The sequence below is a fragment of the Gimesia alba genome, assembly GCF_007744675.1.
Taxonomy (GTDB): Bacteria; Planctomycetota; Planctomycetia; order Planctomycetales; family Planctomycetaceae; genus Gimesia; species Gimesia alba.
Genome location: NZ_CP036269.1, coordinates 6573177 through 6599147 on the forward strand (window position 1 = coordinate 6573177; position 25971 = coordinate 6599147).

The following is a 25971-nucleotide window of genomic DNA, read 5'->3' on the forward strand; positions in this document are numbered from 1 at the left end:
GTGAAACTGTTTGTCTGCCTGTTATTCAGCAGATATTGTGGGTACAATTGAAAGGACTCTCTGAGTCTGATCAATGTCAATACACCCGCAATCATTCAGCGTGAAGCACTCCCTGACGAAGGATCGATTCCTGTTGTCTGTGATGAGTGTGAAAGGACCAGATACTGATGAAAAAAGTGGCGATAATTGGTGGTGGCTTTAGTGGAACAATGGCGGCTGTGAACCTGGCACGCTTGAGTAATAGCCCGCTTTGTATTCAACTGATTAATGATAAATATCCTTTGGGCCGCGGTGTTGCTTATGGCACGAAACGCGAAGAGCATTTACTGAATGTCGCGGCGCGAAACATGTCAGCCGTCCCCGATCATGCCAATCATTTCCTGGACTGGCTCCGCACCCGTGTTGACTATAGTGACCTCCCAGATCCTCAGCTGCGTGAAACGTATGTGCCGCGCCGCATCTACGGCGACTATCTGCGTAGTATCCTTTCAACCTACATGCAGCCGATCGACAGCCATCATCCGGCGGAAATTCAAGTGATCGAAAGCGAAGCGGTCGACATTGAATTCAACTTCGATGGCTGCGCTGAAATTACGCTCAAAGATGGAACTACCCTCGAAGCAGACCGCGTGTTACTGGCTACGGGGAATCAACCTCCCTCGACGCTGGCAGAGGGCGCATTTTCACATGCAGCCTACTCTCCCGATCCGTGGGGAAATTGGATGGAAAAAATCCCGGATCCCCAGGAAGATCTGATTGTTCTGGGAACCGGCCTTTCGATGATTGATGTCTTCCTGACGCTCAGCGAAATGGAGTGGGAAGGCAATATGATTGCGATCTCGCATAACGGCATGATTCCACAGGCCCACTTTCGCGGGATTGAATATCCCGATTTTCTGCCAGAAGAGCCAGAAAACCTGGGGCTGGATAATCTGGTGCAGTTGCTGGAAAAACATTGTCGTCAACTGCAACGAATTGGTGAGAACCCCGGCATTGTGGTTGACCGACTGAGACCACATACGCAACGGATCTGGCAAAAATTTCAGCTTGAAGAAAAACAGGAATTTCTCAAACGCTATGCAGCACGCTGGAATGTCATCCGCCACCGGATTGCCCAGCCGATCCACCAGCGGATTACTGAAGCGATCACGGAAGGCCGTTTAAGAGTTGTAAGAGGAAGAATCACCGGCCTCAGTGCGCAGGATGACAAAGTGTGCGTCAGCGTGCAGAATAAAACTGGCGGAGAACAAATCCTGGAAGGGGGACTGGTCATCAATTGCACCGGCCCGAATTGCGGTTTTTCCGACACCAGCGTGCCGCTGTTCCAGAACCTGCTGAAACGCGGGCTGATTCGTCCAGATGAATTGGACATGGGGATCGACGTCGGTGCCGACTTTGCCGTCATTGATGGGGAAGGAAATCACTCTGAGTTCCTGTTTGCCATTGGTCCCTTGATGAAAGGTACACTCTGGGAAACAACGGCGGTTCCGGAATTGCGCGGCCAGGCGATGCGCGTGGCGCAACTGTTACTGGACGATGTGACGATGGTCACCCCGGGACACGATTATCGAATCTCGGTTGAAGAAGAGCACGTGATCGAATACTACATTTAACAGTGATCGCCGAGAATATGCGTCCGGGATGCCTACGCATCCTTCACCACGGTGATGATGGGATAAATTTGCATCGGCTCTGTCACCTGATCGACCGTACGAAATCCTGCCGATTCTAATAGTCGGTGTATATCGTCTGCACTCCGTTTTACATGTTGTAAACCAAAGACACGTTTGAGAAATGGACTGCCGTTGTAAGGATCGACTAAGCCATGCGTGATCAGAGTTCCGCCGGGCAGTATGACTTCATGCAACACCCCCAGTAACTCTAACAATTGTGTATCGTCGAGATATTCTACCAGGCCGATCAGTTTGACGATGTGTGGTTGCACATCGGGTAAGACTTCGTGAATCTGCCGCGCGTCTCCCTGTAAGAAGTGGATGCAATCGGCGATTCCCAGTTGCTGTGAAAAACGATGACCATACTCGAATGCGTCATCATCAAGGTCAATCAGATAGGCGGTAATCTGATCGGCATTGAAATGCAGTCGAGATATCGCGGTCTGCACATGACGGCCGGGACCTGCTCCCACGCCAACGACAGTGACCTTTTCTTTTGAAGCATATTGTGTCATTAAATCCATCAATATTCGAGTGACGATCTGCAACCGATTGCGAGAGGCACGCGCAATGGGATTATCCCTTAAAGCCTGTCGGTCTAACGAGTCAACCGATTGACTGTTACGATACATCATCTCCATCGTACGCCAGCCACCCGGACGTCGAAAGGTCTCCTCAAGCAATTCGCTCTCACTGGACTTGAGCAGGCGTTTTAGCCACGGAACTGGTAGCAGATAATTTTTGTAGGGATTCGCCAACCAACCACCGATTCGCAGGGAGAAGGGCATTGTTTCCAGCGATTGATTTAAATCGGGGGGAACCCAGATTTCCGACTGCTGCAGAGTTTCTAATGTAGCACTGCCAGAATTGATCACAGACATTCCCGTTTTTCCCTATCCAGATTGGTCGTCGATCTCGGTTGATTTTCTCTCACGAGAAATAAGTCATCCCATGGCAACCAGAATTTTGCGAGGTCCCTCGTAAGGCATGCGGCCGTGAGCGACACTGAAATTGTCAAGCGCCAGAACATCTCCCTGCTCCCAGGGAAAGATCACTGCCTGCTCCCACAGTGTTTTCCTGACCGCTTCCAGATCTTCATCGGTAATCGGTGAACCATCTCCGAAGTACGCATGCGTCGGCAAATTCTCTTCGCCGAAACGTTGTAACATCTGCGCGCGATTGCGTTCGTTGACATTGGTAATGTGCCACAAGTCGGCCTGATTAAACCAGAGCATTTCCGCAGTGACGGGATGAGGAATCGTGGCGGGGCGAATCGACCAGGTCCTCAAATTACCATCCTCTGTCCATTCAAACTCAATGTCATTTTCTTTGAGATAGGCTTCCACCTGATCACGGTCACTGGTCTCAAAGTATTCCATCCACGATTTCCCAATGCCCCGTTCCTGTCCATGCATGTTTTTCACATACCGGACCCCTCGTTCTTCAAACCGGGTAAGTGTCTCGGGCGGCATGGACTGATAGAGCTTGCGACAATCAACGATGGGTGTTTCTCCCCCTGTCTCGGGTGCAATATGACAGTGAAAGACAATTCTTGGGGGCGGTGCTTTCGTATAGGATAATTCGTTGTGCAGGGTAATCCGAAACTGTGCCGGGAATTCAGTCGAAGTATACACGTTCCCCGTCACTTTGGTGCGTGGAGATTGCCCTTCAACATACGGTTTCAGTTCCGGAATCAGTGCTTGGGCAACGCGTTGAAATTCTTCCGTTTCCTGAATTCGAAAACCGCGAAACAGGACGCCCCCCTTTTCCAAAATGGTCTGATTGACCCAATTCTGTTCTACAGCAATCTGATCCAACAACTGATCGAGAGTTGCTTTACCTGACTCAGTGGGTTCAACGATACAAGGAAGCTCACCTACTTGCTCTAAAAAAGATGTCTTGAGTTCCATCTGCTATGTCCCCAATCCGTGGCTGTCCTTAAGTGACGAGAGCTATATTTTTATCCAAAGAAAATCAATCGATGACATTAGGTCCCTCCCAGTCACATATTGATTTTGCGGGGATAATAGTTCTCTCCTGGCTTAAAGTAAATCCCTCTGCCTCAACCCCATTTCATCCATCCCATTTCTCCCAGTCGCGAATAAATAGGGAACCTAGGAAATGTAGCCGGAAAACAAGATGAAAAACTCATACGCTGTTCAGTTTAATGAGTCTTAAAGTGACAGAAGTTCCGATAGTAATGAGGGTAATCCCCCAAGTCTGTTTATTGGTCCAGTTCAGTAAAGAAAGATTGGAACTACTCTCAACTCAGGAACGGATTGCGGCTCCTTTTCCTGTAACAGGTTGTTTACTATGTGCTGTTCGACTGACATGATCTCAGAATTGATTTTCATCAATCTATGCAAGCAATCCGTTAGATTGCCTGACTCCGGCACATCCTCATGTCATGCGGAATCGACCTCTACCAATCTCGCAGACTTATTCTCTGAAATCGCAGAAAAACGCGCCAGCTCTCTCGCCGTCTCGACTGCCAGCACATCCTGGAGTTACCACAGCCTTCTGACCGCAGTGCATCGGATTGCTCAGCAACTGCGAAACAGTCCCGGCTTTCAGCCTGGGAATCGTGTGCTGCTCCTGACGCCAAACTCGGTCGAATATATTGCCGCCTTTTACGGTATTCTGATGGCACAAGGGGTGGTTGTACCGCTGGCCATCAACCTGGAGAGCGGCACGTTTGAAAAGATTCTCAAATCCACGAACGCAACACAGGTTATCACAACTCCCCAGGTCATTAAACGACGTCCAGACCTGCAGCAGCTTCAAAACACAGACTCTCCAGGTGACGAGCACCGGGATTCAGACTGTGTGCTCTCTGCTCATTCCAATAATATTCCGACTGATCTGGCTGCGATTTTTTTTACGGCAGGTTCCAGTGGCACTCCCAAAGGTGTCATGCTGAGCCATTCAAATTTGATTTCGAACGCACAGTCAATCCAGGAGTATCTTGAGTTTGATGCATCGGAGCGCCCTTTATGCGTGCTCCCCTTTCATCATGCATTCGGGAATTCGGTTTTGCAGTCCCACCTGTTACTGGGGGCACATTTAGTTCTCGATGGTAATACGACATTCCCGGAAAGCATCATTGAAGCATTGAATCAACATCAATGCACGAGTCTGTCAGCTGTTCCCGACTTATTTCGGATTCTGCTGGAACGGACCTCCTTCGGACAGACGGAAACGCCTTCGCTCAAATATATGAGTGTCGCGGGAGGAGCGCTGGAGCATTCACTTTCCGTTGATATCAGTCGATCAATTTCACCTGCCCGTTTTTTCGTGATGTATGGGCAGACCGAAGCCACGGCCCGGTTAGCTTATGTCCCTCCCGAACAATTAGCGAATGTTTCGGCAGGATGTATCGGACAGGCCATTCCCCAAGTGACACTGGAAGTAGTCGATGAAAGCGGACAGCCTGTAGAACCTGCAACAGTAGGCGAACTGCGTGCCCAGGGGCCGAATCTCATGCTGGGGTACTGGGGAGATCCAGCCAGCACAAGAGAACGAATTCGAGGTGGCTGGCTATACACGGGTGATCTGGCAACGACGGATGAGACGGGGTGGATTTTCATCAAAGGCCGCCGTAACTCGCTGGTCAAGATTTCTGGCTATCGAGTTCATCCGGCTGATCTGGAAGAATTTGCCATGCGATCGTTTCCGATCGCGCAGGCCGTCGCTATCCCTTTCGAATCGAAAAATGTCGGAACTCGATTGGCGTTATACATCAAGCCAGCCGTCAATGAGCCAGAATTATCCGTTTCTGAAATGATCACTGTTTGCCGCAAAAATCTGCCGCGACAGATGGTCCCGGATCATATCCACATCGTCAATAATTTTCCGTTAAACCATGCCATGAAAGTGGATCGACAGCGGCTCTCTCAACTGATGAAAGATATCGAGAAAAATCAGCAACTGTTGAAACAATAACGAGACTAGATAAAAGGAATGAAACATGGACTCATCAATACAAAACCAAGTGACTGACTTTTTACGATCCGTAACCGGACAGCAAGATCTGACCGCAAGCACAGACCTGCTTGATTCCGGATTGCTCGATTCTTTGACCATGATGGATTTGCTGGTCTTTGTGGAATCAGAATTTCATCTCCGTCTTGAATTCCAGGACATCAAACCTGAGCTGTTCAAAAACCCGGAAACGATAGCAAATTTAATCGCCAATCGGTTGGCTACCCAAAATCAAACAGAGGCTGCTTAAGTTCACAGACAGTTATCACAAACGTCATTCTTCTCTTACGACTCTCATTCAGGCCACGATTCCATGTACTGGGCAACACATAATAAACCTGTACCACTTTCTGAAATTGGTTGGATTAACACCACTTATCTGGGAAGTACCTCGCTACGTTGTGATCCCATGCTGGTCTGGGGAACCACTGTCGATATGGAAGAAATGGGACCCTTTCTGGAAGAACAGAGAAGCCAACAAGGGAATTCGCTGGTCACCCCCGCCCACGTGTTGATTCGTGCGGTGACAGAAAGTCTGCGTCAACATCCCGAGGTCAATCGGCGTGTTGTAGGCCGTAAAGTCTTTCAGTACGAGGGGGTGAATATTGTAATGCCGATGCTGCAAACAAGTACCGGCGAAGTGGACTGTGTATTCATGCGGAATGCCGAGGATTTCTCTCTAGATGGCGTTGCCAGATTTTTCTGGGAGGCAGCCCGGGAAAAGGCACTCAATACGGCGGATGAACGTAAACGAAGCAAAGAGGGAAATACATTAAAAAACCGCTGCATTCAATTAGGAAAACGCTTACGACTTTCCTGGATACTGCATACCTGCAGTCTGGGGTTTACAGCCGGAAACTGGTTGCGTGCCCCCACAATCTGGCCTTGGCAACAGGGGTTGAACCATGCCGGGGCGTTTGTCAATTATCTGGGATTTCCCGGTGCTCCCCCTCTGATTGCGCATAAGCCTGCCTCTCTGCCGATGAACTCCTACAGCATTGCCGTCACGATGGGACCGACTGAGCCGCGGCCCGTGGCCATCGAAGATCAGATTTTGATTCGAAAACAGGCGTCCCTGTTCGTGCGACTCGATCACCGAATGGTCAATGGAAATCAGTCTGCAGCGTTTATCAATACATTGCGTTCCTATTTAGCGAATCCCCAATCTCTGGTTCAGGACCACAGTTTTAGCGAACAGCGAGCGGCCGCCTGACCGCGAAGAAATTCTCCAGGAAACACCATTTTAAGATCTACACCAGGAAACGGAGTTATTTTGATGTCCGCATCTGATCCCAGCCCAAAATTCGGCCTGAATCAGCGAAAGCAAAGCCAACATAATTTACATCAGAGAACTGAAGACGAAATGTTATACGAATTTCCTTTTCAAGATCTGTCAGTGAGAATTGATTCCTCTCATCGTCAGTCCTCTGATGACAATAGCACACAACTTTTGCCATGCGTCCCTGATTCTGATCAAGAGATCTCAGAGTCGGAATTACGAGATTTTATTTTTCAGCATGGTCGATATTTTGATTCTTATCTGGCGTCGGAACCGGGGCGACTCAGATTCTGGTCGCGCGGTCGTCGCGGACTGATTTCTTACAAACGCTGGAGAAATCATGTCATCATTGGTGGAGGCTTAATCGCTCCCGATGATCACAAGCCCCAACTGGTGGCAGAGTTTCTGGAATTCGCCAGACAGAATCGGCTCTCGATTGCGTTTCATAATATCGGTGAGCAAGACCTCTCCTTGTTTCAGGACTTTCAGTTTCAGATTACGAAATGGGGTGAGGACCCAATGATAAATCTGGAAACCTGCACCTGGCGCGGGAAGGATTACGAATGGGTTCGCAGACAGACCAATTACTGTTTACGACAAGGGGTAACCGCTTGCGAAGTACGTCCCGAACAGCTGCATCCGGTACAGTGGTTCGAAATCATCTCAGAGGTAATTCAAGTCGCAAATGAATCACTGACTCGCAAACCACAAAAAAAAGCGATGCAGTTTTTTGAAGGACGGATTGATAATCACGAACTGGGTCTGCGTAGACTATTCATTGCCCGCCGGGAAGGGCGTATTGAAGGCTTCGTAATCTGTAATCCCATTCTGAACGGGACCGGCTGGGCCACCGAGCTTTATCGGCATCGGCTCGATTCCGTAAAAGGCACCATGGCGTTTTTGATCCATCACGTTCTGCAACAGCTGAAACAGGAAGGAGTGCAACGAGCCGGACTCTGTCTGGATCTGGGACGAGATTGCCATCCGCTACCAGGAGACAGTTTTCTGGTTCGACAGGGACTGGCCTTTGCCGAAAAGCACCTGACCAGCATTTTTGATTTTACAGGTCTGCGTCACTTCAAAAGCCGATTTCGACCAGAATATGAAAAACGCTTTGCCTGCGTGTATCCCAAAGTCACGATCGGTTCCGTGCTGGCATTTGCCAGTACAACGGGCGTACTGAATCTGCACTATGGAAGACTCGCGCGTAATATCTATGAACAACTCCGTAAACGGTCTTTACGTAAGAATTTGACCCAGGGTAATAAAAGCGTTTCAGCAACAAAACACGAACAGCCTGGCGAAAAAGATCGAAAGTTAAAACGGAGTGCCTGACATACTTCGGGCACATGCACTTTTCGTAACTAACTGCTGTTAAAAGAGTTTCTGCCGGTCAGTGAAATCAGCAGAAACTTTGATTCTTCTTGCGGTTCTCAAATTGTCGCATTCCCTCTTGTTTTGACGAAGTACTTGAGGAACGGGCAGGAAATCCTGTCCGTATTCAAACTGAATCAGTTGATCAAAAGGGGAAACACAATGGCACGTTTTATTCTGTTGGTGTGCTTTGCGCTGCAGCCGTTCTGTTTGCTGGAAGCAGGAGAAACACGAACCTGGGAGGGGAAGTGGAATAATCGCAAGTATAACACAACCGGTCCTCTCAAGTGTGTGGCGACATCCGATGAAAAAGGAATCTGGAAAGCGACTTTCACAGGCTTGTTCAAAGGGGACCCGTTCAAGTATCAAGCAACCTTTCGATCACAGGCAAAAGGGCAGCAGCTGAATCTGACCGGTGATGCCACAATTCGTGGCCACAAATATCAATGGACGGGCTTTATGAAGGGTGCCACCCTGAGCGGAAAATACCGCTCGAATATCGGCTACTATGGTGAGTTCGTGTTGAAACAGAAAAAATAGGCTTCTGTTCAACTTTGAATTCGATTGATCAATCAGATCCCTCTTCCGTGTTAATGTGTTCTTTGATTTGTTGCAGATTGGTCAAGCCTGTCGGTTTTCCCAGTTTCATAATCAACTTGATCAGCAGCCATCCCCAGAAAGGGATTTCTTTTTCAAAAATGATCCGCTCAATCACCTGGGTTTGGCTTCCCTTGGGAGTGATTTCATAGATTACCGAGAAATGCTCCGGCTCCTTCAATTTCTCATCTGCCTGCACAACGATATTGCAGATCACATTCGACGGGTCATTGTCTTCGGGAACCATCCCAGCAAAATCGACGGTCCTCCCTTTAAATTCGAGCTGGCCAATACATTTATTCCCATCTACGGCAATGGACCTGATTTTTTCATTAATCTTTGGCCAGTTTTCCAGATTACTGAGCCAGTCATGAATGATCTCTGAGGGAGCATCAAGCTTTATTTTTTCGGTGAGTTCCAGCTGCATCGGTCACATCGCTCTTTTCAAAATGAGTGAAGAATCTTCTGCCATTAAGTATGCGGGGAATTAAAATTCATCGCAAGCCTGGTCCAACTCACACTGCCAAACAGACAACACAAGGTCTGTTCTCTGGATCAGAAAATTGCTTCAGAAACAAGATCCTGCTTCATTAAAGAGAGTGGAAGTTGAGATTGCTGTAGAAAACGACCAGCAAATGAAAAACAAAACCGAATTCTCGCAGAAACCCCCGTTGCAGATGAGACTCGACAAGCATATACAAATGCGCTATTCGTTTTTCAGGCATGAGATTCTAAATGAATCTTCCAAATTCGGTTTCTTACTTTGAAATAAATTGAAACAAACTTACTCCCAAGATTCCTCTAATAAATGATCAGAGTCATCGAACTGATTCACAGGGAGCCAAGTCTGATCTTCACAAACAATCTCTTTTGTCATGAGTATGATTCTACAATCAACTACTCGTTTTCCTTGATGACAAGACGTACAGAAAACACGACAATTCTGTTTCAGATAAACCGGGGTAATGAGATTGCGCTTTCCTGTTTTAAATTTTTTGATCCCCAAGCAACTTATATCGAACATCAATACCATCCGGGGGGTTAACATTGAGAGACTCGTTGTTCAACTCGAACTCTGATCCATCCAAGTTTTTGCATTTCCTGATTTTTAACATACCACATAATGTTCGCACGTACCGGACATGCACAGGCAGATCTATTCTATTGAACACATCCCCCCTCTATCATTCTTATCAGCAATAATGACCGGATCGCGTTTTAACGAAGCTGAGATTTCAAACATTATCAATTTATTTATACTGCCTCGATCATATCTTGAGATGACTACTAAAGAGGAATCGTTGTTAAGGAAGACAAGCATATGAAAAATAACCCTTTGCCCCGTCTTGATGAAGATCCACAACTCAGAGAGCGTTTAATTCCTCATTGCAGGCTTACATCAGGCGAGGTTTGGGAAGACCCTGAAGGTCTCCATCGGGTGGCTTGTGCGGATGCTACAAATCCCCAACAAATTCAGGAGCTCGTCCGCAACGACCGAGCCTCGCTTGCCATTCATGATCCCCCCTATAATCTGGTCGCCTTTGATTTGCGGAATGTAGATGCGTTTATTGACTGGTGTGCAGAGTGGGTCCGCCTTTCCGAGCAATGTATGAGCGAGAATGCATCCTTTTATGTCTGGTTAGGCGCAGATCAAAACCAGCACTTCCAACCATTACCTCAATTCATGATTCTGATGCAGCAACTGGGACTGTTTGATTCGCGTTCTTTTATCACCATGAGAAATCAGCGAGGTTATGGTACTCAAAAGAACTGGATGGCTGTCAGACAAGAACTCTTGTACTACACCAAAGGGACTCCATTCTTTGAAGTCCAATACACAGACATCCCGAAAATCTTGCGTGGCTATTACAAAAAGATTAATGGACGAAAAACGGAAAATCTGGAACGAGGTCGATCTGAAAATATCCGCCCCGGAAATGTCTGGGTTGATATTCAACAAGTCTTCTATCGAATGGAAGAAAATGTATCGGGCTGCTATGCGCAAAAACCACTCAAATCAACCGAACGCATTATTCATGCGAGCTCACAGCCTGATGATTACGTGCTTGATTTCTTTTCACACTCCGGCTCCACCCTGATTGCCTGTGAACAAATGGGGCGACGCTGTCTCACCGCAGACCTTGATCCGATTTACTGTGAGATTTCCATCCGCCGCCTGGAATATCTGCGTGAATCAGGGAAAAGCGGCTGGCAGAATGGGCACCCCTTCGAAGACGTTCTTGAGCCGGATGAACAGATTTTAGCAGAGGAGTAAGCGCCCCTCTTTCGACAACCTCACATCAACGTCGGCTGTTGTGTTCTGAAATCCCCCTCCTTATAATCAAGTCTACCGCACGACCATCCAGTTACGACTCGATTGAGGAGAGAACATAATGCTGCCAGTATCCGGAACTCGAAGACAGGCTTTGATAGGAATTTTGTGTGTTTGTTTCAGTCTGATGATTTCATCTGTTTCAGAAGCAGCAGACACTTCAGCCGAAAAAGTCTTCAAGGCGGGTGCTGCGACCAGTAACATCACACCTCCGCTGGGTGAAGCGATTGTGGGGGGCTTCAAGCCATTCCCCTCTGAAAATATACATGACGAATTGCACGCCCGCTGTCTGGTGCTTGACAATGGGGAAACCAAAATCGCGTTCGTCATCTGTGACAGTCTGGGCATTACGGATGATGTTTATCAGAACGCACGAAAATTCATTAGGCAAGAAACCGACCTGCCTCCGGAAAATATCCTGATGGCGGCAACGCATACACATTCCGCCACACGAGCCAGCAGTCCCAAATATCATGAGTTCCTCTCGCGTCGTATCGCAGACTGTGTCCGCCGCGCATTGGAAAACAGAGTGCCTGCAAAAATTGGCTGGGGAGGCATCGATGAACCATCTGAAGTCTTCAATCGCCGCTGGTTCACGACCAATCCAGATTTCTGTAAGAATCCGTTTGGTGGCACTGACACAGTGAGGATGAATCCCCCCCGCGGAAATCCGGCTCTCGTCAAACCAGCCGGTCCGATTGATCCTGAAATCTCTTTCATCAGTGTGCAAGCCTTGGATGGTCGCCCGCTGGCCTTGTTGGCAAATTACTCCCTGCACTATGTAGGAGGTGTTAAAAAAGGAGAAATCTCGGCTGACTACTTTGGTATCTTTTCCGAAAAAATTGGCTCGCTGATTGGTGCCGAGCCAGACCAGCCTCCCTTTGTAGGCATGCTTTCCAACGGTACCAGTGGCGATATCAATAACATCAATTTCACCAATCCAGGCAAGCGCATGCAGCCTTATGAAAAAATGACTCAAGTCGCCGACCTCGTCGCGAAACGAGTTGCCGAAGCGTACAAGAAGGTGAAATATCATACCTGGGTTCCGATCGGTGCTGAGAGTAGCGAATTGACCTTAACAATCCGCAAACCGGATGCCACCATGCAGGCTTACTTCAAGAAAGTCATGGCCCAACCGGAGGATGCACCCAAGCACCATCGCTACGAGCGCAATTATGCGGGCCGCGTTCAAAGGTTACTTGAAGGCCCTGATGAAATGACCGTGATGCTACAAGTATTACGCATCGGCGATTTAAGTATCGCTGCCATCCCTTTCGAAACGTTCTGCGAAATCGGACTCGAACTAAAAGAGAAAACGCCCTTCGACGATGCATTCACCATTGAAATCGCGAATGGCTATAATGGCTACCTGCCAACTCCCGCGCAGCACAAACTGGGTGGTTATGAAACCTGGATGGGTACGAATCGCGTTCAGATCGACGCCTCAGATAAAATCGTCGCGATCATTTTGGATTTGATGAGTAAGTTACACAACAAGCCGTAAACTTGCTTGACCAGATTGTAATAGTAGCATGGAATTGACTCCCACCGAAGAGTGTGCGCCTATTTACACGAAAAGTGCGGTTTCAAAAAAGAGCCCGTCGATTACAATGCGGTTTCTGCCGGGCTTCACCATCTAATGGAAATCGAATATGACCAAGCGTCCTAAACGACTAATGTATGCAGGAGGGGGAGTTTTGATTCTGGGAATCATTCTCGGCCAGTTTTTCGGCTTGACTCCCGGCATCAATACTGATTCCGGCCCGGGTGAATGTGAAAAAACCACAGAATCGGTCGATGAGAACCAGTCAATTCTAGCATCCAGTGAATCTGATATCGTGCCCATTCTCATTGAGCCGGAGCCGAAAAAAGACAAATCACAGTCAGAACTCCCTTTGAAAGTTCTGGACATCCTGATTGAGGATCGCAGCTACCTGATCAAATCGGCTGCTCAACCGCAGAAACAATATCGACCAGCTGAGATCGCCGAGATCATCCGGCTCGCTAAACAGACCACGGGAGACGAAGATGGTATCCACATCCGCGTTTACCGCAAAGGTTCTGCCCGCGTAACACCCGAGTCACAGCTCAAGGATGAATTAAAGAAAGCGGGACTCTCAACGCAAATGATTGACTGGAAAACTCACTTGGTCGATTGAATGGTGAATTTTTTCAATAGCCCCTCCCGCTCCACCAGAACGGTGAAAGGCAGCGGTGAGGTAGTCGCCAGTTTGCGGAATTCATCGCTGCTCGCAAAGGATTTGTCAGCGATTTCATAAATTCGATCGTTGATTTTGAGTTCTGCCCGATCTGCCAGAGATGATTTGGCAATATCAGAAATCACCACGACTGCTGGGTCCGATTCATCGGTCTTCCATTCAATTCCCAGTCTCACTGGTTGTCCTGCCAGATTGACGGGTACTTCCAAAATCTTGTCTTCCATCATCCTTTTAATCTGCATGATGATTTTCACGGGCGCACTGCGAATCAGGGCTGCAAATCCAGGTTCAGACACGGGCGACTTGCCATCAACTTTTATAATTTCATCACCGACTTTCAGGCCAGCCTTTTCAGCAGCTGTATTGGCCAGGACCTGGGTAATCAGCAGATTTCCCTGTCTGTACTTTTCTGCATTCCAGGCCACTCCCAGCCGGGGTGGCTCAGAGGAATCAATGCGTGCCTGCTGATCAATGCCTGCCAGAATATCCTGGTTGGCATTTCTGTATTTCGGTTTTTCATTCTGCAATGCAAAATCGAGCGCAAGCTGAGTCAAAAGCTGTGAGCACTTTCGCGCACCTTCATAGTCAATTTTATGAGCATCGTCTTCTGGTCTATGATAATCTGCATGCTTTCCGGTGTGCAGCATCAGAAACGGAATGCCTCTCTGATAAAAGGGCCAATGATCACTGTCTGGGCGAATCGCGCTGTCAAATTTTATTTTCACTCCGGTCTCACGATGATTACATTTAACGGTACAAGACCGTAAACCATATGAAGAGCGTGAACCAAACAGACACAGTGGATTATCTTTCAATCGCCCCACCATGTCTAAATTGAGATAGATGGCGATCTGATCCAGGGGAACCGTGGGATGATTTACCCAGTGCTTTGAACCCAGCAGCCCCATTTCCTCTGCGTCCCAGAATACAAACATCAATGATCGTCGGGGAAGCTCCTTATGCTGAGAGAGAGCCTCGATGGCTTCCAGAAGTGCCGCAGTCCCGCTGGCATTATCGTCGGCTCCATTATGAATCTGGCCGATCCCTCCTCGACTGTTCGATGGTTTCCCATAACCCACATGGTCGTAGTGTGCGCCGATCACCACGTATTCTTTTTTCAATTCCGGATCGTTGCCTGGAATGATGCCAATGATGTTTCGAAAGCCGCCGTCAAATTCCTGGAAGTATCCTTCATCAACCAGCCCCGGCTGAATGCCGTTTTTCTGAAGCTCTCCACGAATGTAAGTCCCCGCTGCCTGGCCTCCCTGTGAAGCCGCCTCTCTTCCCTCAAGCGAATCACTGGCCAGAAATTCGATATGTGACTTGAGTTCATCCACCGTAATCGAATTCACAGCCGCTTTATACTCAGCAGGATAACTTGACTCTGCCTGCAGCAAATGACTGCCATTGAAATAACATAGCAGCCCTGCCAGCAACGAACACCACAAATACTTCATGCGTGGTAATTGTGATTCCGGCTGGCAATACAAGGATGGAGAATGTGGGTGGCTCAATAATTCGTTCACACTGAAAAACTTCTGTTCAAGTTGGGATAAGAGAGCTTCAAAGACTACCTATTCTTACTCTTTGCCTCATTTTTGGCTAGTGAGGTGTACATAAGATGTCACCATGGACTAATCCAGATTGAGTTACAACGACTGGTATTGCATACATTTACGAATTTTCGATAAAACACGGGCTGCATCACATGCAGATAGATCGGCAAATTTTGCTGTTAAAAGACTCTTAGGAAATGACTTAGAGTAAGCAACTTTAAGTTCAGATGCAAATCTGTTTGATAAATATCGACAGGCAAGGAAGCCATGTTACGTTCAATCGCTCATCGTCTACTCACTTTTTCGCTTCAGATTTTACAACAGCGCTTGGGACTTCTGTTTCTAATCGGTTGGATCTGTGGCCTGTTTATTCTTTCCTGCGTGCAGCGCTATCAGGCATTCGTTAGCGACAGCCCGGAAGTGCTGGCCGGGATTGGTCTGTCGATTGTGGTCGGAATCTGGCTGGGTCTGCCTGCATCGGCTCCACTTTCAAAACCGACAGCCGAGTCCACTCGCGATCGAACCAGAATTCAAATCTCCTTGATGGTTTTATCTCTCTGGTCAGTCTGTTTTCCGCTGCTCTTGAATCAACTCAATCAGATCTTACATCTGATTACGGTTCAGCAGATGTCAAACTTTGTCTTTTTAACTGGCCTCATGATTCTGTCTGCGCTGGCGCTGATCATGCCCGTTGCCTTCTGGTCGACCCGGCTGTTCTGGTTCACAGCCAGACAGTCCGGTAATCAATTCGATCCCGTTCCTCGACTGAACCAACACATCGCCCGTTACCTGGCAGGTGTGGGATTCGCGTTGATTTCAGCCGCCTGTTGGATCGTTCCACAATTTGGGTGGAATCTGACTCTTATCTTACCGGTCAGTCTGGCACTGATCGTCAGCTTCGGACCATGGTTAATGCATTACTTAAAAGCGTATTTGCCGGAGCTGCCCCTCTGGTCCAAAATTGATTCCTACAAGACAGAGTCCGGTTCAGCGCCTTCACCATCGAACGAATCTGATCAACGGGAACAGGCAGCCGTTTCATCGCTTCTGCTCCGTGCCAGCAGTTATCCGATGAGTCTGGCGATCGGAATCCTGTTTGTCACATTGAGCCGGGTCCTGTTTCAGTTATTCCCTGATTCCTTATATCTGAAAGTGACGATCTGGGCGGCCTTCCTCACTGGAATCGCTGTCGCATTTGCCTGCTTTCGAGCTCGGAGCGCAGCACAACAATCAAGAGCGGCTGCCGGATTCACACTGGGGGCGGCTCTGATCAGCGTGAGCTGCCTGGCCCTCTTTCCGTTATTCGTATCCTGGATGCTGCATGCAAACGCTTACATTGAATATGCCTTGGTCCTGGCTCTGGTGCGAGGCGGTTTCACGGCAATCATCTTTTCCCTTCTGGGCGCCTGCTGGGGTGGATGGCTCAACTTATCACTAACGCCTCGTTATTCAAAAACAGACGAGACGCCGACTGTTCTACTTCCGGTCTGGCAACCATTCTGTTTTCTGGCCGGCATGTTCATCAGCTTCTGGCTGATTGGTTCTGCGCAGGCTGAGATCAAGACAATCACGGTGCTGACCTCTCTGGCATTGCTCTGCCTGACTGCTATCGCCTGGTTTTCACAACAAGGTATTCCGCGCACGCGACTTCAACGTGCCGTCAGTATCTGCGGCTTAGTGGCACTCACACTCGGTCTGCTCTTTCACCACAATTACGATGCCCGACATTCTGCCAAAATGCTGTTTTCAACTAACACCTTCACAGGGCTCCGCTACGGACTAAAACCGGAAATGTTACCCCACCTGGATGAAGGGCGGTGCCTTTCCGAAATCGATGGTGAATTCGGAACTTTTACACTCTGGTCCTATCACGAGAATCAGATTCAGATCCGGAGAAGCGGATTGCCTTTTGGGGTGACCAGCGTCGACCCGGGATTGTGTCCCCACACAACAGGCGAACTGATGCCGTTTCTGATTCCTGTTATTCTGCATGAGCGACCTGCAGACGTTCTGTTTCTTGGTCTGGGATCTGGTGTCGGCGTGAATACCAGCCTGGATTTTCCGGTCCAACGTGTCACTTGCCTGGAGTCTGACAGCGGACTGGTAAAATTGTATCAGGAAGAAATTGCACCTCGGAATTCAATTTCTGCTTTTGAATCAGAGCGAGTCCAATTGAATCAACTGCCGGTCGCATTGGCGATGGCCGCCCGATCGGAAACCGAAAAAGGGTATGACTTGATCATCAGTAACCCGGTTCAGTCGGTCGTCACACAGTCTCAGGCAGAATACACGGCTGAATTTTATCAGAATGTCTCTCGCCATCTGAACGAGGATGGAATTTTCTGTCAGCGATTTCAACACATTGATTTCGGTGCTCAGCCTCTGCGCGTGGTTGCACAAACTTTTCTGTCCGAATTCAAGCAAGTGATGGCTCTTGAAATTGCGAATGGTGAAACCTTATTCCTGGGAACCAATTCAAGCCAGGGATTCATCCGCGAGAACCTGATTGATCGCATCCAGGCTCCACAGGTACGACGCACGCTGGCCCAGGTAGGCTGGGACTGGTCAGTTCTGTTGAATCTGGCCGCTTACTCAGCCGACGCGTTATACCAAATGACTTTAGACGTAAAAACGGAGGTTAACAATACATCCACTGGGACGTTTGCCTTCACACTACCCTATGAAATGATGCGTTGGGGACCGAAACGCCGGGAAGTGCAACAAATGATTTCCCAGAAGGACCGTACCGGCCGACTGATTAACTGGATGCACAATGAAAAAAATGACCCCATCGTGCTCCGCAGACTGTCTGAAGTAACAGTACAAAACAAATTGATGGCACAATATCCAGATCAATACTGGAAGTATCGTAAACCAGCCAAGGAACAGATCACAGAAAATCCCCGTTCGCTGATTAAACAGGTCGCCGCCGAAGGGTTGGCCAAAGACGATTATATTCACGACGAAGACAAACGCCGCATGCTGTATTTCAAAGCTTTGTCGGACGCCATGGAAAAAGCGGATCCATCGGTTGAATTGATCAGCCGCGTCGTCAGGTTTACATCCACCTACGACCCCATGATCAGCTACTTTATGCACGATGAAGTTGCCGAACTTTATAAGAAGTCAAAAAGCGCATCACCGAAGCTGGAATTTGCACATCGCCTGCATGCAGTCAATTATGGTGCCGGCTCTGACCGGGCCATCAATTCTGTAGTGCGCGCCATCGAACTGGCGGCGACCAAACCGGAACTGTTCTTATCAAAAGACCAGCAATGGGATCATCTGAATGGCTTACTGCAAGCCTTGAAGACACGCTGGGATAATCGTTCGCAAGCACGGCCTGTCACATCGAAACAGGCATTGCATGATATTCAGCTTAGTATTTCTGCAATTGAAGCGGCGTTTGAAACGATGGCAGACATTCACGCTGAAGTTGGAATTTCCGAGGAAGACTGGCGGCTGCGAAAACTGGTTCTGGATCGGACCTTGGTACGTCCATTAGAAACCTATCATGATCGCGTCCTGCCGCATCACTACAAGAAAAAAGGCCAAGAAGCGAAAAAGCTTCTGGATCAACTCAACCTGCCTGATGCTTCCGCCCTGTAAGGCTAAGGCTCTGAGAGACTACCATTTTCCCACTCGCAGCAAAAATTCGATTTCTCTGAATCTTTTTCTGGCCTGAACGAGTATACTGAACAGGCCGGATAAAGTTTCCCGGGAATTGATTTTGCCTGATGACTGATTAAAAAAAAGTAGACGAATTTCAATATTTGACTCTGTCTGTCGAATCAGTCATAACAGGTGCATTCAAGTTAATTTTCAATCTGCGCAAAAGGTATGTCATGGCAGTTTCCCTCTCATCATGGTCAAACAGATTTTTCTCAAAACAGACATCACGATTTTGGCGCATTCTGAGCCTGGTCGTTGCCGTTTGCCTGCTATTCGGCAATTCACTTATTGCCCAGGAAGCAGATAAAGAGGCCCCTCCCAAAAAAGACAAACCCAAGCAAGCTGTAGAATCGCTGCTCCCTAAACCGATTGTGATTGTCAATTTCGCCAGCGTCGAACGCATCCTCCAGGACATCGATCTGGTATTTGAACTGGCAGAGCGTCCTGAAATCGCCGAAATCGCTTCCGCTTCACTGGCCAATGTGAATGATCTGGAAGGGATCGACCAGAACAAAAATCTGGGTATAGAAGTCTTTTTGAAAACGGGTCTTCTGCCTCAGCCTGTGTTAGTTTCCTATCTCCCTGTTTCAAAAATCCGCTCATTTGTTGAGACATTGGAAGCCTTGATTCCAGGCGATGAGGAAAGGGTTAAAAAAGACACCAAACGCGATGATATTTATACCATCGAAGGCAGACGGGGAGAGTCGATCATTCGACTCCAGGATGCTTATGCGCATATGCTGCTCCGCGGTGGTGAATCCGATGAAACTCTGGATCTGATTAGTTCCCGGGATTTCGGTGATCCGGCGCAGTCCTTTCAAACTTTGACAAACGATTATGACTTATCTGTCAAACTGGATTTCAGTGCGATCCCTGAATTGATGCGAACCACGTTCCTCGGCTTTTTCCGCACCGCCATTGAAACACAGCTCCAACAGCGAGACAACGAAACAGATGCCGCCTATGAACTGCGCCGCATGTCGGGTAAGCAGAATCTGGAAGGCATCGAATACATGCTGAACGAAGCCCAGGAACTGGTGCTCGGAGCCCGGGTTGACCAGGAAGAAAAACAGGGAAACATCGATATTTTGATCAAGGCCCGGCCGAATAGTGATCTGGCACGTGACATCAAAAATGTTCCCGGTAAAGCCAGTTATTTCAGTGTAATCACGTCTCGCGCAAACTTGCCTGCAGCGGTTTCGATGTCAATGAACGTCGCCCGGCGCGATCGAAAAACCTATCTCAATTATTTGACCTACGCAGAGAAACAGCTGACTGAAAAATTATTAACCGAAGATGAGCGCCTGCAGAAAAACCATTCTGTCCAGCAGTTCTTTGCGCCGATCAAATCGGTCGTTGATAAAGGACACCTGGATCTATTCGCGCAACTGGTGGCAACCCCCTCGAAGAAATTTGCATTAATTGGCGGGATGAAAGTCTCCCCGTCGGCGAATCTGCCAGCAGCGTTACTGGACCTGGTCAATCGCGTAGAACAACGTGCTGGCAATGGCGTCAAAATTTATACCAATGCGGAAACCGTGCAGGGAATCGCCTTGCATCAGTTACAACCCACCATGAAAACAGCCGACGATAAACAAAACCGATTTCTGGGGGGCGTGCCTTCCTTGTATGTCGGCGCCGATTCACAGGTCATCTGGTTCGCCATGGGGACCGAGATCGCTGTGGGTGCCTTGAATGAAGCAATCGAACAAATTAACAATGCCTCACCTGAAGCGCGGAAAGAACAACGTACCGCTCCCTTTCAGGCAGAGTTCCACATGCGTCCCTGGCTCAGCCTGTTCTCTGAAGCCGAAATTGACCAGAGTGGAACCATGAAAATTCTGGACGGTGCCTTTCAAAAAGAGAATGACCTCATTCTGATTACCACACAACCGTTGGAAACAGGAATTCGAACACGGATTCAAGTCGATGAAGGTTATCTCAAACTGCTGGGAATCTCGATTTCGAAGCAATTTGACAGCGTCCAGGAACGGCGGGCAAAGCGGGAACGGGACCGTGCAAAAAAGAGAATACCTATGCCGGTAAACTAATACCATGACTGTCAACCAGCCTCGGCTGGGAGAACGTAACGGTATCAGTTCTTTTTAATCGCCACGTAGTGGCTGACGAATTGTTCCTGCGACATCGATACGCTGAGATCGATATTTTCCTTTTCAAACATGCGACGCATCGACCGGCTCTTTTTCCATTCTTCAGGAGAAACTGAGCTGTCTTTATTTCGGTCAAGCAGTTTGAAAAAGTAATTGGCTTGATTCACTACCGGATCAGTGCTCGGAACCGATTCCTTTTTTGATGCATCGGGTACAGCCTCTTTTTTAATTGGGGCGGATTTTGACGCATCCTGTTTCGCGACCGGTTGCGCACCAGCGGAAGTAGCAGGAGAGGAACTCTGTTGGCCGGTATTCAGAGCAAACATGAATGAGGCAGCGCTGCGTTGTGTCTTGCCTGCTTTGGAAAGTGCGATTTCACGCGGGGTTAAAAAACCGTCTCCATTCAAGTCCATCGTAAAGAATTCGCCCAGCTTCGTCGGATTATTTTTTCTCCACTCGTACAGACCAATCTGCCCATCCTGATCGGAATCGTGGGGAACAAAGTCCTTGTTTAAGTCGACCGTGGCACGAACAGGCTTACTCGGTTCCGTTTTGGAGGAACTGCCTGATTTGCTGCGACTGATGCTGGACGGCGTCCCAGGAGGGCCGCCTTGACCTGGCTGGAACGATCCATACCGACCTCGCATTGAACCCGGGTCGAATCCCCCACCACTTGGTCCTGGTCCATAGCCTCCCGATCGGGAAAATGAACCAGGGGGAGGACCACCAAAACTGCTGGGGCCACGAGAAAAACCAGATCGTCCTCGATCATCGCCACCCGAAGAGCTTCGTTGACTGCGCATCCGTTCCATCAGTTTGGGCATAACCCGCTCAAAGTCTTGTTGCGTCATACTCCGAGAGGTATCAACGCCTACTCCCTCTAATGATTCCTTGAAACGTCCCGGCATCTGATCGAACTCCGAAGATTCGATCACACCATTTTTGTTTTTATCAATGAACGAAAAGAAGCCACGTGTGCGACTTTCGCCACCGGGCTGCGCATATGCCAGATCAGCACTGAACCCTACCAGCACTACAGATAGACTCAACAAAGAGATAAAACGGAACATTTTCTGACTCCGTGTCATTTTGAGCGGTCTTTCAAAGCAATTACCGTGTTTAATAAACAGATACAGGGATTTTGCGCATCTGGAGTATTAAGATGCAAGCTGTTTTCCCCGGTATTAACATAGAAACACCAGTCACCGGGGAAAAGGTCGTTGAATTCCGAAAGTTTCTGCTGATCTTTGAAACGAACCGTAAGCTGTTGAAGTATCAGATGATAGTACGCGTTTACCGATTTTGTACTTGTATTTGATTTTTGCCATTCATAGCATAATGGTCATAAGAATATCTCTCTGGTTACCTGTTTTATCTTATTCAGAATAGTGGTTTACAATGACCTGGAACACAAAAATCATCGCCTGTTTTGTCGTCCTTCTGACGGGAACCTTAGTTTGTACAGAATCTGTTCACCATTCATTACAGGCTCAGGAGCCAAGTGACCAGCCAGATCGGAGTGACAGAGGCGGCAGAAGAGACCGGGGTGGATTTGGTGGTCGCGGCGGCTTCGGTGGCCCCCGCGGCGGATTTGGGGGTGGTTTTGGAGGCGGACGCCCCAGCTTCGGCGGTGGATTTCGTGGTGGCGGCATTGGATTCCTGGTCATTCGGGAAGATGTTCAGAAAGAACTCCAACTGACAGAAGAGCAAATCAAACAGTTGCAGGAAGCCGCACAGGGGCTACGCCCCAGTCGGGAAATGATGGAACCGTTTATGACGCGGATGCGTGAAGCTCAGACCGACGAAGAGCGCACAAAGGTCCGGGAAGAGATGGGAGCCGCATTTCAGAAACAGAGAACTGAAGGCGAAGCGAAACTCATGGGGCTGCTCAATGAAAAGCAGGCAGCCCGGATCAAACAGATCCAGTTACAGGAAAGCGGCTATCGACAACTGTCTGATGACGAAACTGCCAAACAACTCAAGCTGACCGAAGATCAGCTGAATAAAATCAAAGAACTCGAAGAGCAGCGATCCGAGGCGCGACGAGATTTGGGAAGGCGCGCTTCTTCGGAAGAACGAGACAAGGTACAACAGGAATTTGATCAGAAAATTGAAGCCGTTTTAACCAAAGAACAGCAGGGCCAATGGAAACAGATGTTGGGTCCCGCATTCGTCTCAGAGCGAAACCAAAGTCAACCTGGTCCTGGCGGGCCACCAGCTGTCAGCAGCAACGCAACTCCTTCTCCGCGTCCACGTCCTCAAATTCCCATGGAACCGGAGGGACTGAAACCAGAAGACCGCCGCATCTCTTTTGGAAGTGGCAATACGGTTGCGATGAAGAGTGCCACCGACCAGCCTCAAGATGGGAAACAGGCAGACGCGGTCAAAAAGATGTCGTTCAACTTCCGGTTTGCTCCTTGGGGAGACGTCCTGAAATTATTTGCTGAATCTGCAGGTTACACACTCGATTTGAACGATGTCCCTCCAGGTACATTCAACTATTTCGACAAAGGTTCTTACACTCCCACCGAAGCGCTGGACATTATCAACGGCTACCTGATTCAAAAAGGTTATATCATCGTCCGCCGCAATCAGTTTCTGGTGGTCTTGAATATTGATAATGGCATCCCCCCTAATCTGGTCCCCATAGTGGAACCAAATCAAATTGCTGAACGGGGAAAAAATGAGTTAATGAGCGTCACCTTCCAACTGGAAGGGGTCGACATCGATCAGGTTGCCAAAGAAGTCCAGGCAATTCTGGGACCGCAAGGAAAATCTGTTGCGCTAAAAACAGCCAACTCGATTATTGTTACTGATATTGGCAGCAATCTGTCGCGTGTCCAGAAGCTGCTCGAAGGAGCCATCGCGAATGCCGGACCGACCGACCTGATTTTTCGCTCGTTTGATTTGAAATATATTGATTCTGCTGAAGCAGAAAAAATTGTCCGAAGCCAGTTCGGCTTGCCTGCGGCAACTCAAAATGTCAGCTCCAGCGCGACCATGGCGCGGTATTACGAATCCCGATCCCGTAGAAGCAGTCGGGACAGTTCACCGCCGCCTCAGGCTACCAAAGAAACATCCACTCAAGTCACAGCCGATCCTCGCACAAACCGTCTACTGGTCACCGCGACGCCGGCTCAGATCAAACTGGCAGAAGAAATCATCAAATCAATCGATGTTAATGACGGAGACCTCTTGTCTCCAGGAGGAAATAAACCCTACCTGCATGTCTATACCGTCAACTCTTCAGACTCACGCGAAGTCACGAAAACCCTGGATGCCATGATTCCTGGTGTGGTCGTAAATGAAGATGCCCGCAATCATAAAATTCATATTGTTGCCACCCCGAAAGAACACGAAAAGATCGCAGAGATGATCCGCCAACTCGATGGAGAAGGGGGGAGCCAGTCTGTTTCGGTAATCAACCTCAGTTCCCTCGATCCCATTTCTGCAACCACAACACTTCGTTCTCTTTTCCTGCGTGACGGCAATGATGCCCCCACGATTGAAGCTGATCTTCTTGGCCGCCGTCTGCTGATTCGAGGTACTCCCGATCAGGTGATTCAAGTCAAAGCCCTGCTGGCACAACTGGGAGAAGATGGTTCGGGCAGAGCCAATGATACACGTGACCGTGGTCCCGTTCGTACGATTCCTCTTGGCGGACGTGACTCCAAAGAAATTCTGCAATTAATCGATAAGCTCTGGTCTGCCTCTTCGGGAGATGAAAACCCGATTCGAATCGTGGTGCCGTCTGAAGAGTCATTGATTCGTGAACGGGTTCTGGGAGAAGAAGAAGCCCCCGCACAAAAACGTGGCTTTCGTAACCCCTCGCAAAGCACAAGTACCCGGCTAAATCGATCTATTCAACAAAAACGCCGTCCGGTTGACTCAGACAACCAGCGTTATTTCTTCACCGCCAGCGATCAAAAAACTGAAGAAGCACCACAGAACCAACCCAAGGCAACTCCCCAAGCACCCACGAATGAAAAAGAAAAGCAACAACCAGCAGAACAGAAAAAGCCGGCAGAGTCTGCTCCACCAGCAGTGAAAAAGAATCCGGTTGCCATTTCGACGAACGGTGACAACCTGATTATTTCCTCAACCGATCTGGACGCATTAAACCGATTGGAACAGATGATCGAAGCGCTGACTCAAGCCATTCCGCCGAAAAGCCAATGGACCGTGTTTTACCTCCGTTCTGCCGACGCGACTTCGACCGCTAAAATGCTGGAAAGTCTGTTTCCCAGTAGTTCGGTTTCGGACATGGCTTCCGATTCCGGAATGCTAGGAGGCCTGTCTTCAATTGGTGGCAGCTTGATGGATGCGACCGGTTTAACCACTTTAGGCATGGGGCCTCAAACATTACGTATTATTCCGGAGGTCCGTTCCAACGCACTATATGTCACCGGCCCACCCGATAAAGTTCGTTCTGTAGAGCAGATGTTAAAGGTACTCGATGCCTCTGAACTGCCAGACTCCCTGCGGGATCGGTCACCAGGAATTATTCCGGTCAAATATGCTTCCGCCAATGAAGTCGCGAACATTATCAAAGAACTTTACAAAGACTATATGCAAGCCCCTCAACAGCAGCAAAATTCACAAAGAGGCAATCCCTTTGCTGCGATGATGGGGGGGCGAGGTTCACAGAATTCCTCAAATGCCAAACCGCCGGAAGCAAAACTGGCCGTCAGTGTGGATGCCAACGCGAATCAGTTGCTGGTCTCTGCCAATGACTCCCTGTTCCAGGAAATTCAATCACTGGTGAGCGAATTGGATTATTCCGCACAAATGTCGCGCAAGTCTGTCCGTGTTGTGACATTAAACGAAGCCAATTCCGCTTTAATTCAAAATGCCCTGACCTCGCTGTTACCCAATGTTACAGTCAGCACCACAGGCAGTACTGCTCAGAAAAAGACGACCGATCAAACCCCTGGTTCTCCCAATCAGTCAACGTCACCTTCGAATTCCAATGATCGCGGTGAAGAAATCCGCCGCTTTTTTGAACAACGGATGCGCGAACGTATGGGAATTCCCCAGTCCGACGGTAATTCAAATCCAGGCAGTGGTTCCCCCTTTGGCGGCCGTTCCTCCCGCGGCTTTCAGTTTCCCGGTAGTAATGGCGGCTCCCGTGGAGGCAGACGTTCCAGCCGAGGCCGCTAAGTTAGCTTATTCTAACA

17 protein-coding genes are annotated in these 25971 nt (G+C 48.7%); 12 read left to right on the forward strand and 5 right to left on the reverse strand.

Annotation, left to right across the window (positions count from 1 at the left end; all coding sequences use genetic code 11):
- The first annotated feature begins 167 nt into the window (after positions 1–167).
- Positions 168–1613, forward strand: coding sequence for an FAD/NAD(P)-binding protein (locus tag Pan241w_RS24465; protein WP_145220885.1), 1446 nt, complete (start codon positions 168–170; stop codon positions 1611–1613).
- Between the two features lie 32 nt (positions 1614–1645).
- On the opposite strand, the gene Pan241w_RS24470 is transcribed toward Pan241w_RS24465, so the two are convergent.
- Both Pan241w_RS24470 and Pan241w_RS24475 read right to left on the reverse strand, forming a co-directional pair.
- The gene (locus Pan241w_RS24470; protein ID WP_145220888.1) at positions 1646–2554 is read right to left on the reverse strand and encodes a class I SAM-dependent methyltransferase family protein; all 909 of its coding nucleotides are present in this window, start codon (positions 2552–2554) and stop codon (positions 1646–1648) included.
- Between the two features lie 63 nt (positions 2555–2617).
- Positions 2618–3583 carry a TauD/TfdA family dioxygenase gene (locus tag Pan241w_RS24475; protein ID WP_145220890.1) on the reverse strand — a complete coding sequence of 322 codons (966 nt, stop codon included), beginning with the start codon at positions 3581–3583 and terminating at the stop codon, positions 2618–2620.
- 469 nt (positions 3584–4052) lie between these two features.
- Here Pan241w_RS24475 and Pan241w_RS24480 point away from each other — a divergent pair, with 469 nt between their 5' ends.
- From Pan241w_RS24480 to Pan241w_RS24500, 5 genes are all read left to right on the forward strand, one after another.
- A complete protein-coding gene (locus Pan241w_RS24480) occupies positions 4053–5615 on the forward strand; it encodes a class I adenylate-forming enzyme family protein (RefSeq protein ID WP_198000129.1) in 1563 nt (520 codons plus the stop codon).
- A gap of 25 nt (positions 5616–5640) precedes the next feature.
- Positions 5641–5904 (forward strand): phosphopantetheine-binding protein, encoded by a 264-nt coding sequence (locus Pan241w_RS24485; protein ID WP_145220898.1) that lies wholly within the window; start codon positions 5641–5643, stop codon positions 5902–5904.
- A 63-nt stretch (positions 5905–5967) separates the two neighbouring features.
- Positions 5968–6867 carry a 2-oxo acid dehydrogenase subunit E2 gene (locus Pan241w_RS24490; protein WP_145220901.1) on the forward strand — a complete coding sequence of 300 codons (900 nt, stop codon included), beginning with the start codon at positions 5968–5970 and terminating at the stop codon, positions 6865–6867.
- 183 nt (positions 6868–7050) lie between these two features.
- Positions 7051–8268, forward strand: coding sequence for a bifunctional lysylphosphatidylglycerol flippase/synthetase MprF (locus Pan241w_RS24495; protein ID WP_198000130.1), 1218 nt, complete (start codon positions 7051–7053; stop codon positions 8266–8268).
- A gap of 201 nt (positions 8269–8469) precedes the next feature.
- Positions 8470–8847 (forward strand): hypothetical protein, encoded by a 378-nt coding sequence (locus Pan241w_RS24500; protein WP_145220908.1) that lies wholly within the window; start codon positions 8470–8472, stop codon positions 8845–8847.
- Between the two features lie 28 nt (positions 8848–8875).
- Here Pan241w_RS24500 and Pan241w_RS24505 read toward each other — a convergent pair whose 3' ends face one another.
- Complete coding sequence (locus Pan241w_RS24505) at positions 8876–9331, reverse strand: SRPBCC family protein (RefSeq protein ID WP_145220911.1); 456 nt, start codon at positions 9329–9331, stop codon at positions 8876–8878.
- Positions 9332–10225: 894 nt separating this feature from the next.
- Between Pan241w_RS24505 and Pan241w_RS24510 the strand changes: the two genes are divergently transcribed.
- The 3 genes from Pan241w_RS24510 (at position 10226) to Pan241w_RS24520 (ending at position 13395) form a co-directional block, all read left to right on the forward strand.
- Positions 10226–11179: a DNA-methyltransferase gene (locus Pan241w_RS24510; protein ID WP_145220914.1), complete on the forward strand. Its 954-nt coding sequence runs from the start codon at positions 10226–10228 to the stop codon at positions 11177–11179.
- Between the two features lie 118 nt (positions 11180–11297).
- Positions 11298–12740: a hypothetical protein gene (locus Pan241w_RS24515; RefSeq protein ID WP_198000131.1), complete on the forward strand. Its 1443-nt coding sequence runs from the start codon at positions 11298–11300 to the stop codon at positions 12738–12740.
- A gap of 148 nt (positions 12741–12888) precedes the next feature.
- The gene (locus tag Pan241w_RS24520) at positions 12889–13395 is read left to right on the forward strand and encodes a hypothetical protein (RefSeq protein WP_145220917.1); all 507 of its coding nucleotides are present in this window, start codon (positions 12889–12891) and stop codon (positions 13393–13395) included.
- Here Pan241w_RS24520 and Pan241w_RS24525 read toward each other — a convergent pair.
- Complete coding sequence (locus Pan241w_RS24525) at positions 13380–14981, reverse strand: M20/M25/M40 family metallo-hydrolase (protein WP_145220919.1); 1602 nt, start codon at positions 14979–14981, stop codon at positions 13380–13382. The genes Pan241w_RS24520 and Pan241w_RS24525 overlap by 16 nt on opposite strands.
- A gap of 297 nt (positions 14982–15278) precedes the next feature.
- Between Pan241w_RS24525 and Pan241w_RS24530 the strand changes: the two genes are divergently transcribed.
- Positions 15279–18620 carry a spermine/spermidine synthase domain-containing protein gene (locus tag Pan241w_RS24530; protein ID WP_145220923.1) on the forward strand — a complete coding sequence of 1114 codons (3342 nt, stop codon included), beginning with the start codon at positions 15279–15281 and terminating at the stop codon, positions 18618–18620.
- A 236-nt stretch (positions 18621–18856) separates the two neighbouring features.
- Positions 18857–20734, forward strand: coding sequence for a hypothetical protein (locus tag Pan241w_RS24535; RefSeq protein WP_145220924.1), 1878 nt, complete (start codon positions 18857–18859; stop codon positions 20732–20734).
- 44 nt (positions 20735–20778) lie between these two features.
- Here the strand turns inward: Pan241w_RS24535 and Pan241w_RS24540 are convergent, their stop codons facing one another.
- A complete protein-coding gene (locus Pan241w_RS24540; protein ID WP_198000132.1) occupies positions 20779–21864 on the reverse strand; it encodes an EF-hand domain-containing protein in 1086 nt (361 codons plus the stop codon).
- Between the two features lie 328 nt (positions 21865–22192).
- Between Pan241w_RS24540 and Pan241w_RS24545 the strand changes: the two genes are divergently transcribed.
- Positions 22193–25954: a secretin N-terminal domain-containing protein gene (locus Pan241w_RS24545; protein ID WP_145220930.1), complete on the forward strand. Its 3762-nt coding sequence runs from the start codon at positions 22193–22195 to the stop codon at positions 25952–25954.
- Positions 25955–25971 lie beyond the last annotated feature (17 nt).

Bases quoted from the DNA above. Each gene is read 5' to 3' on its own strand.
- Pan241w_RS24530 (WP_145220923.1), top strand. From the start codon at position 15,279: ATGTTACGTTCAATCGCTCATCGTCTACTCACTTTTTCGCTTCAGATT.
- Pan241w_RS24520 (WP_145220917.1), top strand. From the start codon at position 12,889: ATGACCAAGCGTCCTAAACGACTAATGTATGCAGGAGGGGGAGTTTTG.
- Pan241w_RS24475 (WP_145220890.1), bottom strand. From the start codon at position 3,583: ATGGAACTCAAGACATCTTTTTTAGAGCAAGTAGGTGAGCTTCCTTGT.
- Pan241w_RS24545 (WP_145220930.1), top strand. From the start codon at position 22,193: ATGACCTGGAACACAAAAATCATCGCCTGTTTTGTCGTCCTTCTGACG.
- Pan241w_RS24510 (WP_145220914.1), top strand. From the start codon at position 10,226: ATGAAAAATAACCCTTTGCCCCGTCTTGATGAAGATCCACAACTCAGA.
- Pan241w_RS24535 (WP_145220924.1), top strand. From the start codon at position 18,857: ATGGCAGTTTCCCTCTCATCATGGTCAAACAGATTTTTCTCAAAACAG.
- Pan241w_RS24470 (WP_145220888.1), bottom strand. From the start codon at position 2,554: ATGTCTGTGATCAATTCTGGCAGTGCTACATTAGAAACTCTGCAGCAG.
- Pan241w_RS24485 (WP_145220898.1), top strand. From the start codon at position 5,641: ATGGACTCATCAATACAAAACCAAGTGACTGACTTTTTACGATCCGTA.
- Pan241w_RS24515 (WP_198000131.1), top strand. From the start codon at position 11,298: ATGCTGCCAGTATCCGGAACTCGAAGACAGGCTTTGATAGGAATTTTG.
- Pan241w_RS24500 (WP_145220908.1), top strand. From the start codon at position 8,470: ATGGCACGTTTTATTCTGTTGGTGTGCTTTGCGCTGCAGCCGTTCTGT.
- Pan241w_RS24505 (WP_145220911.1), bottom strand. From the start codon at position 9,331: ATGCAGCTGGAACTCACCGAAAAAATAAAGCTTGATGCTCCCTCAGAG.
- Pan241w_RS24490 (WP_145220901.1), top strand. From the start codon at position 5,968: ATGTACTGGGCAACACATAATAAACCTGTACCACTTTCTGAAATTGGT.
- Pan241w_RS24540 (WP_198000132.1), bottom strand. From the start codon at position 21,864: ATGTTCCGTTTTATCTCTTTGTTGAGTCTATCTGTAGTGCTGGTAGGG.
- Pan241w_RS24465 (WP_145220885.1), top strand. From the start codon at position 168: ATGAAAAAAGTGGCGATAATTGGTGGTGGCTTTAGTGGAACAATGGCG.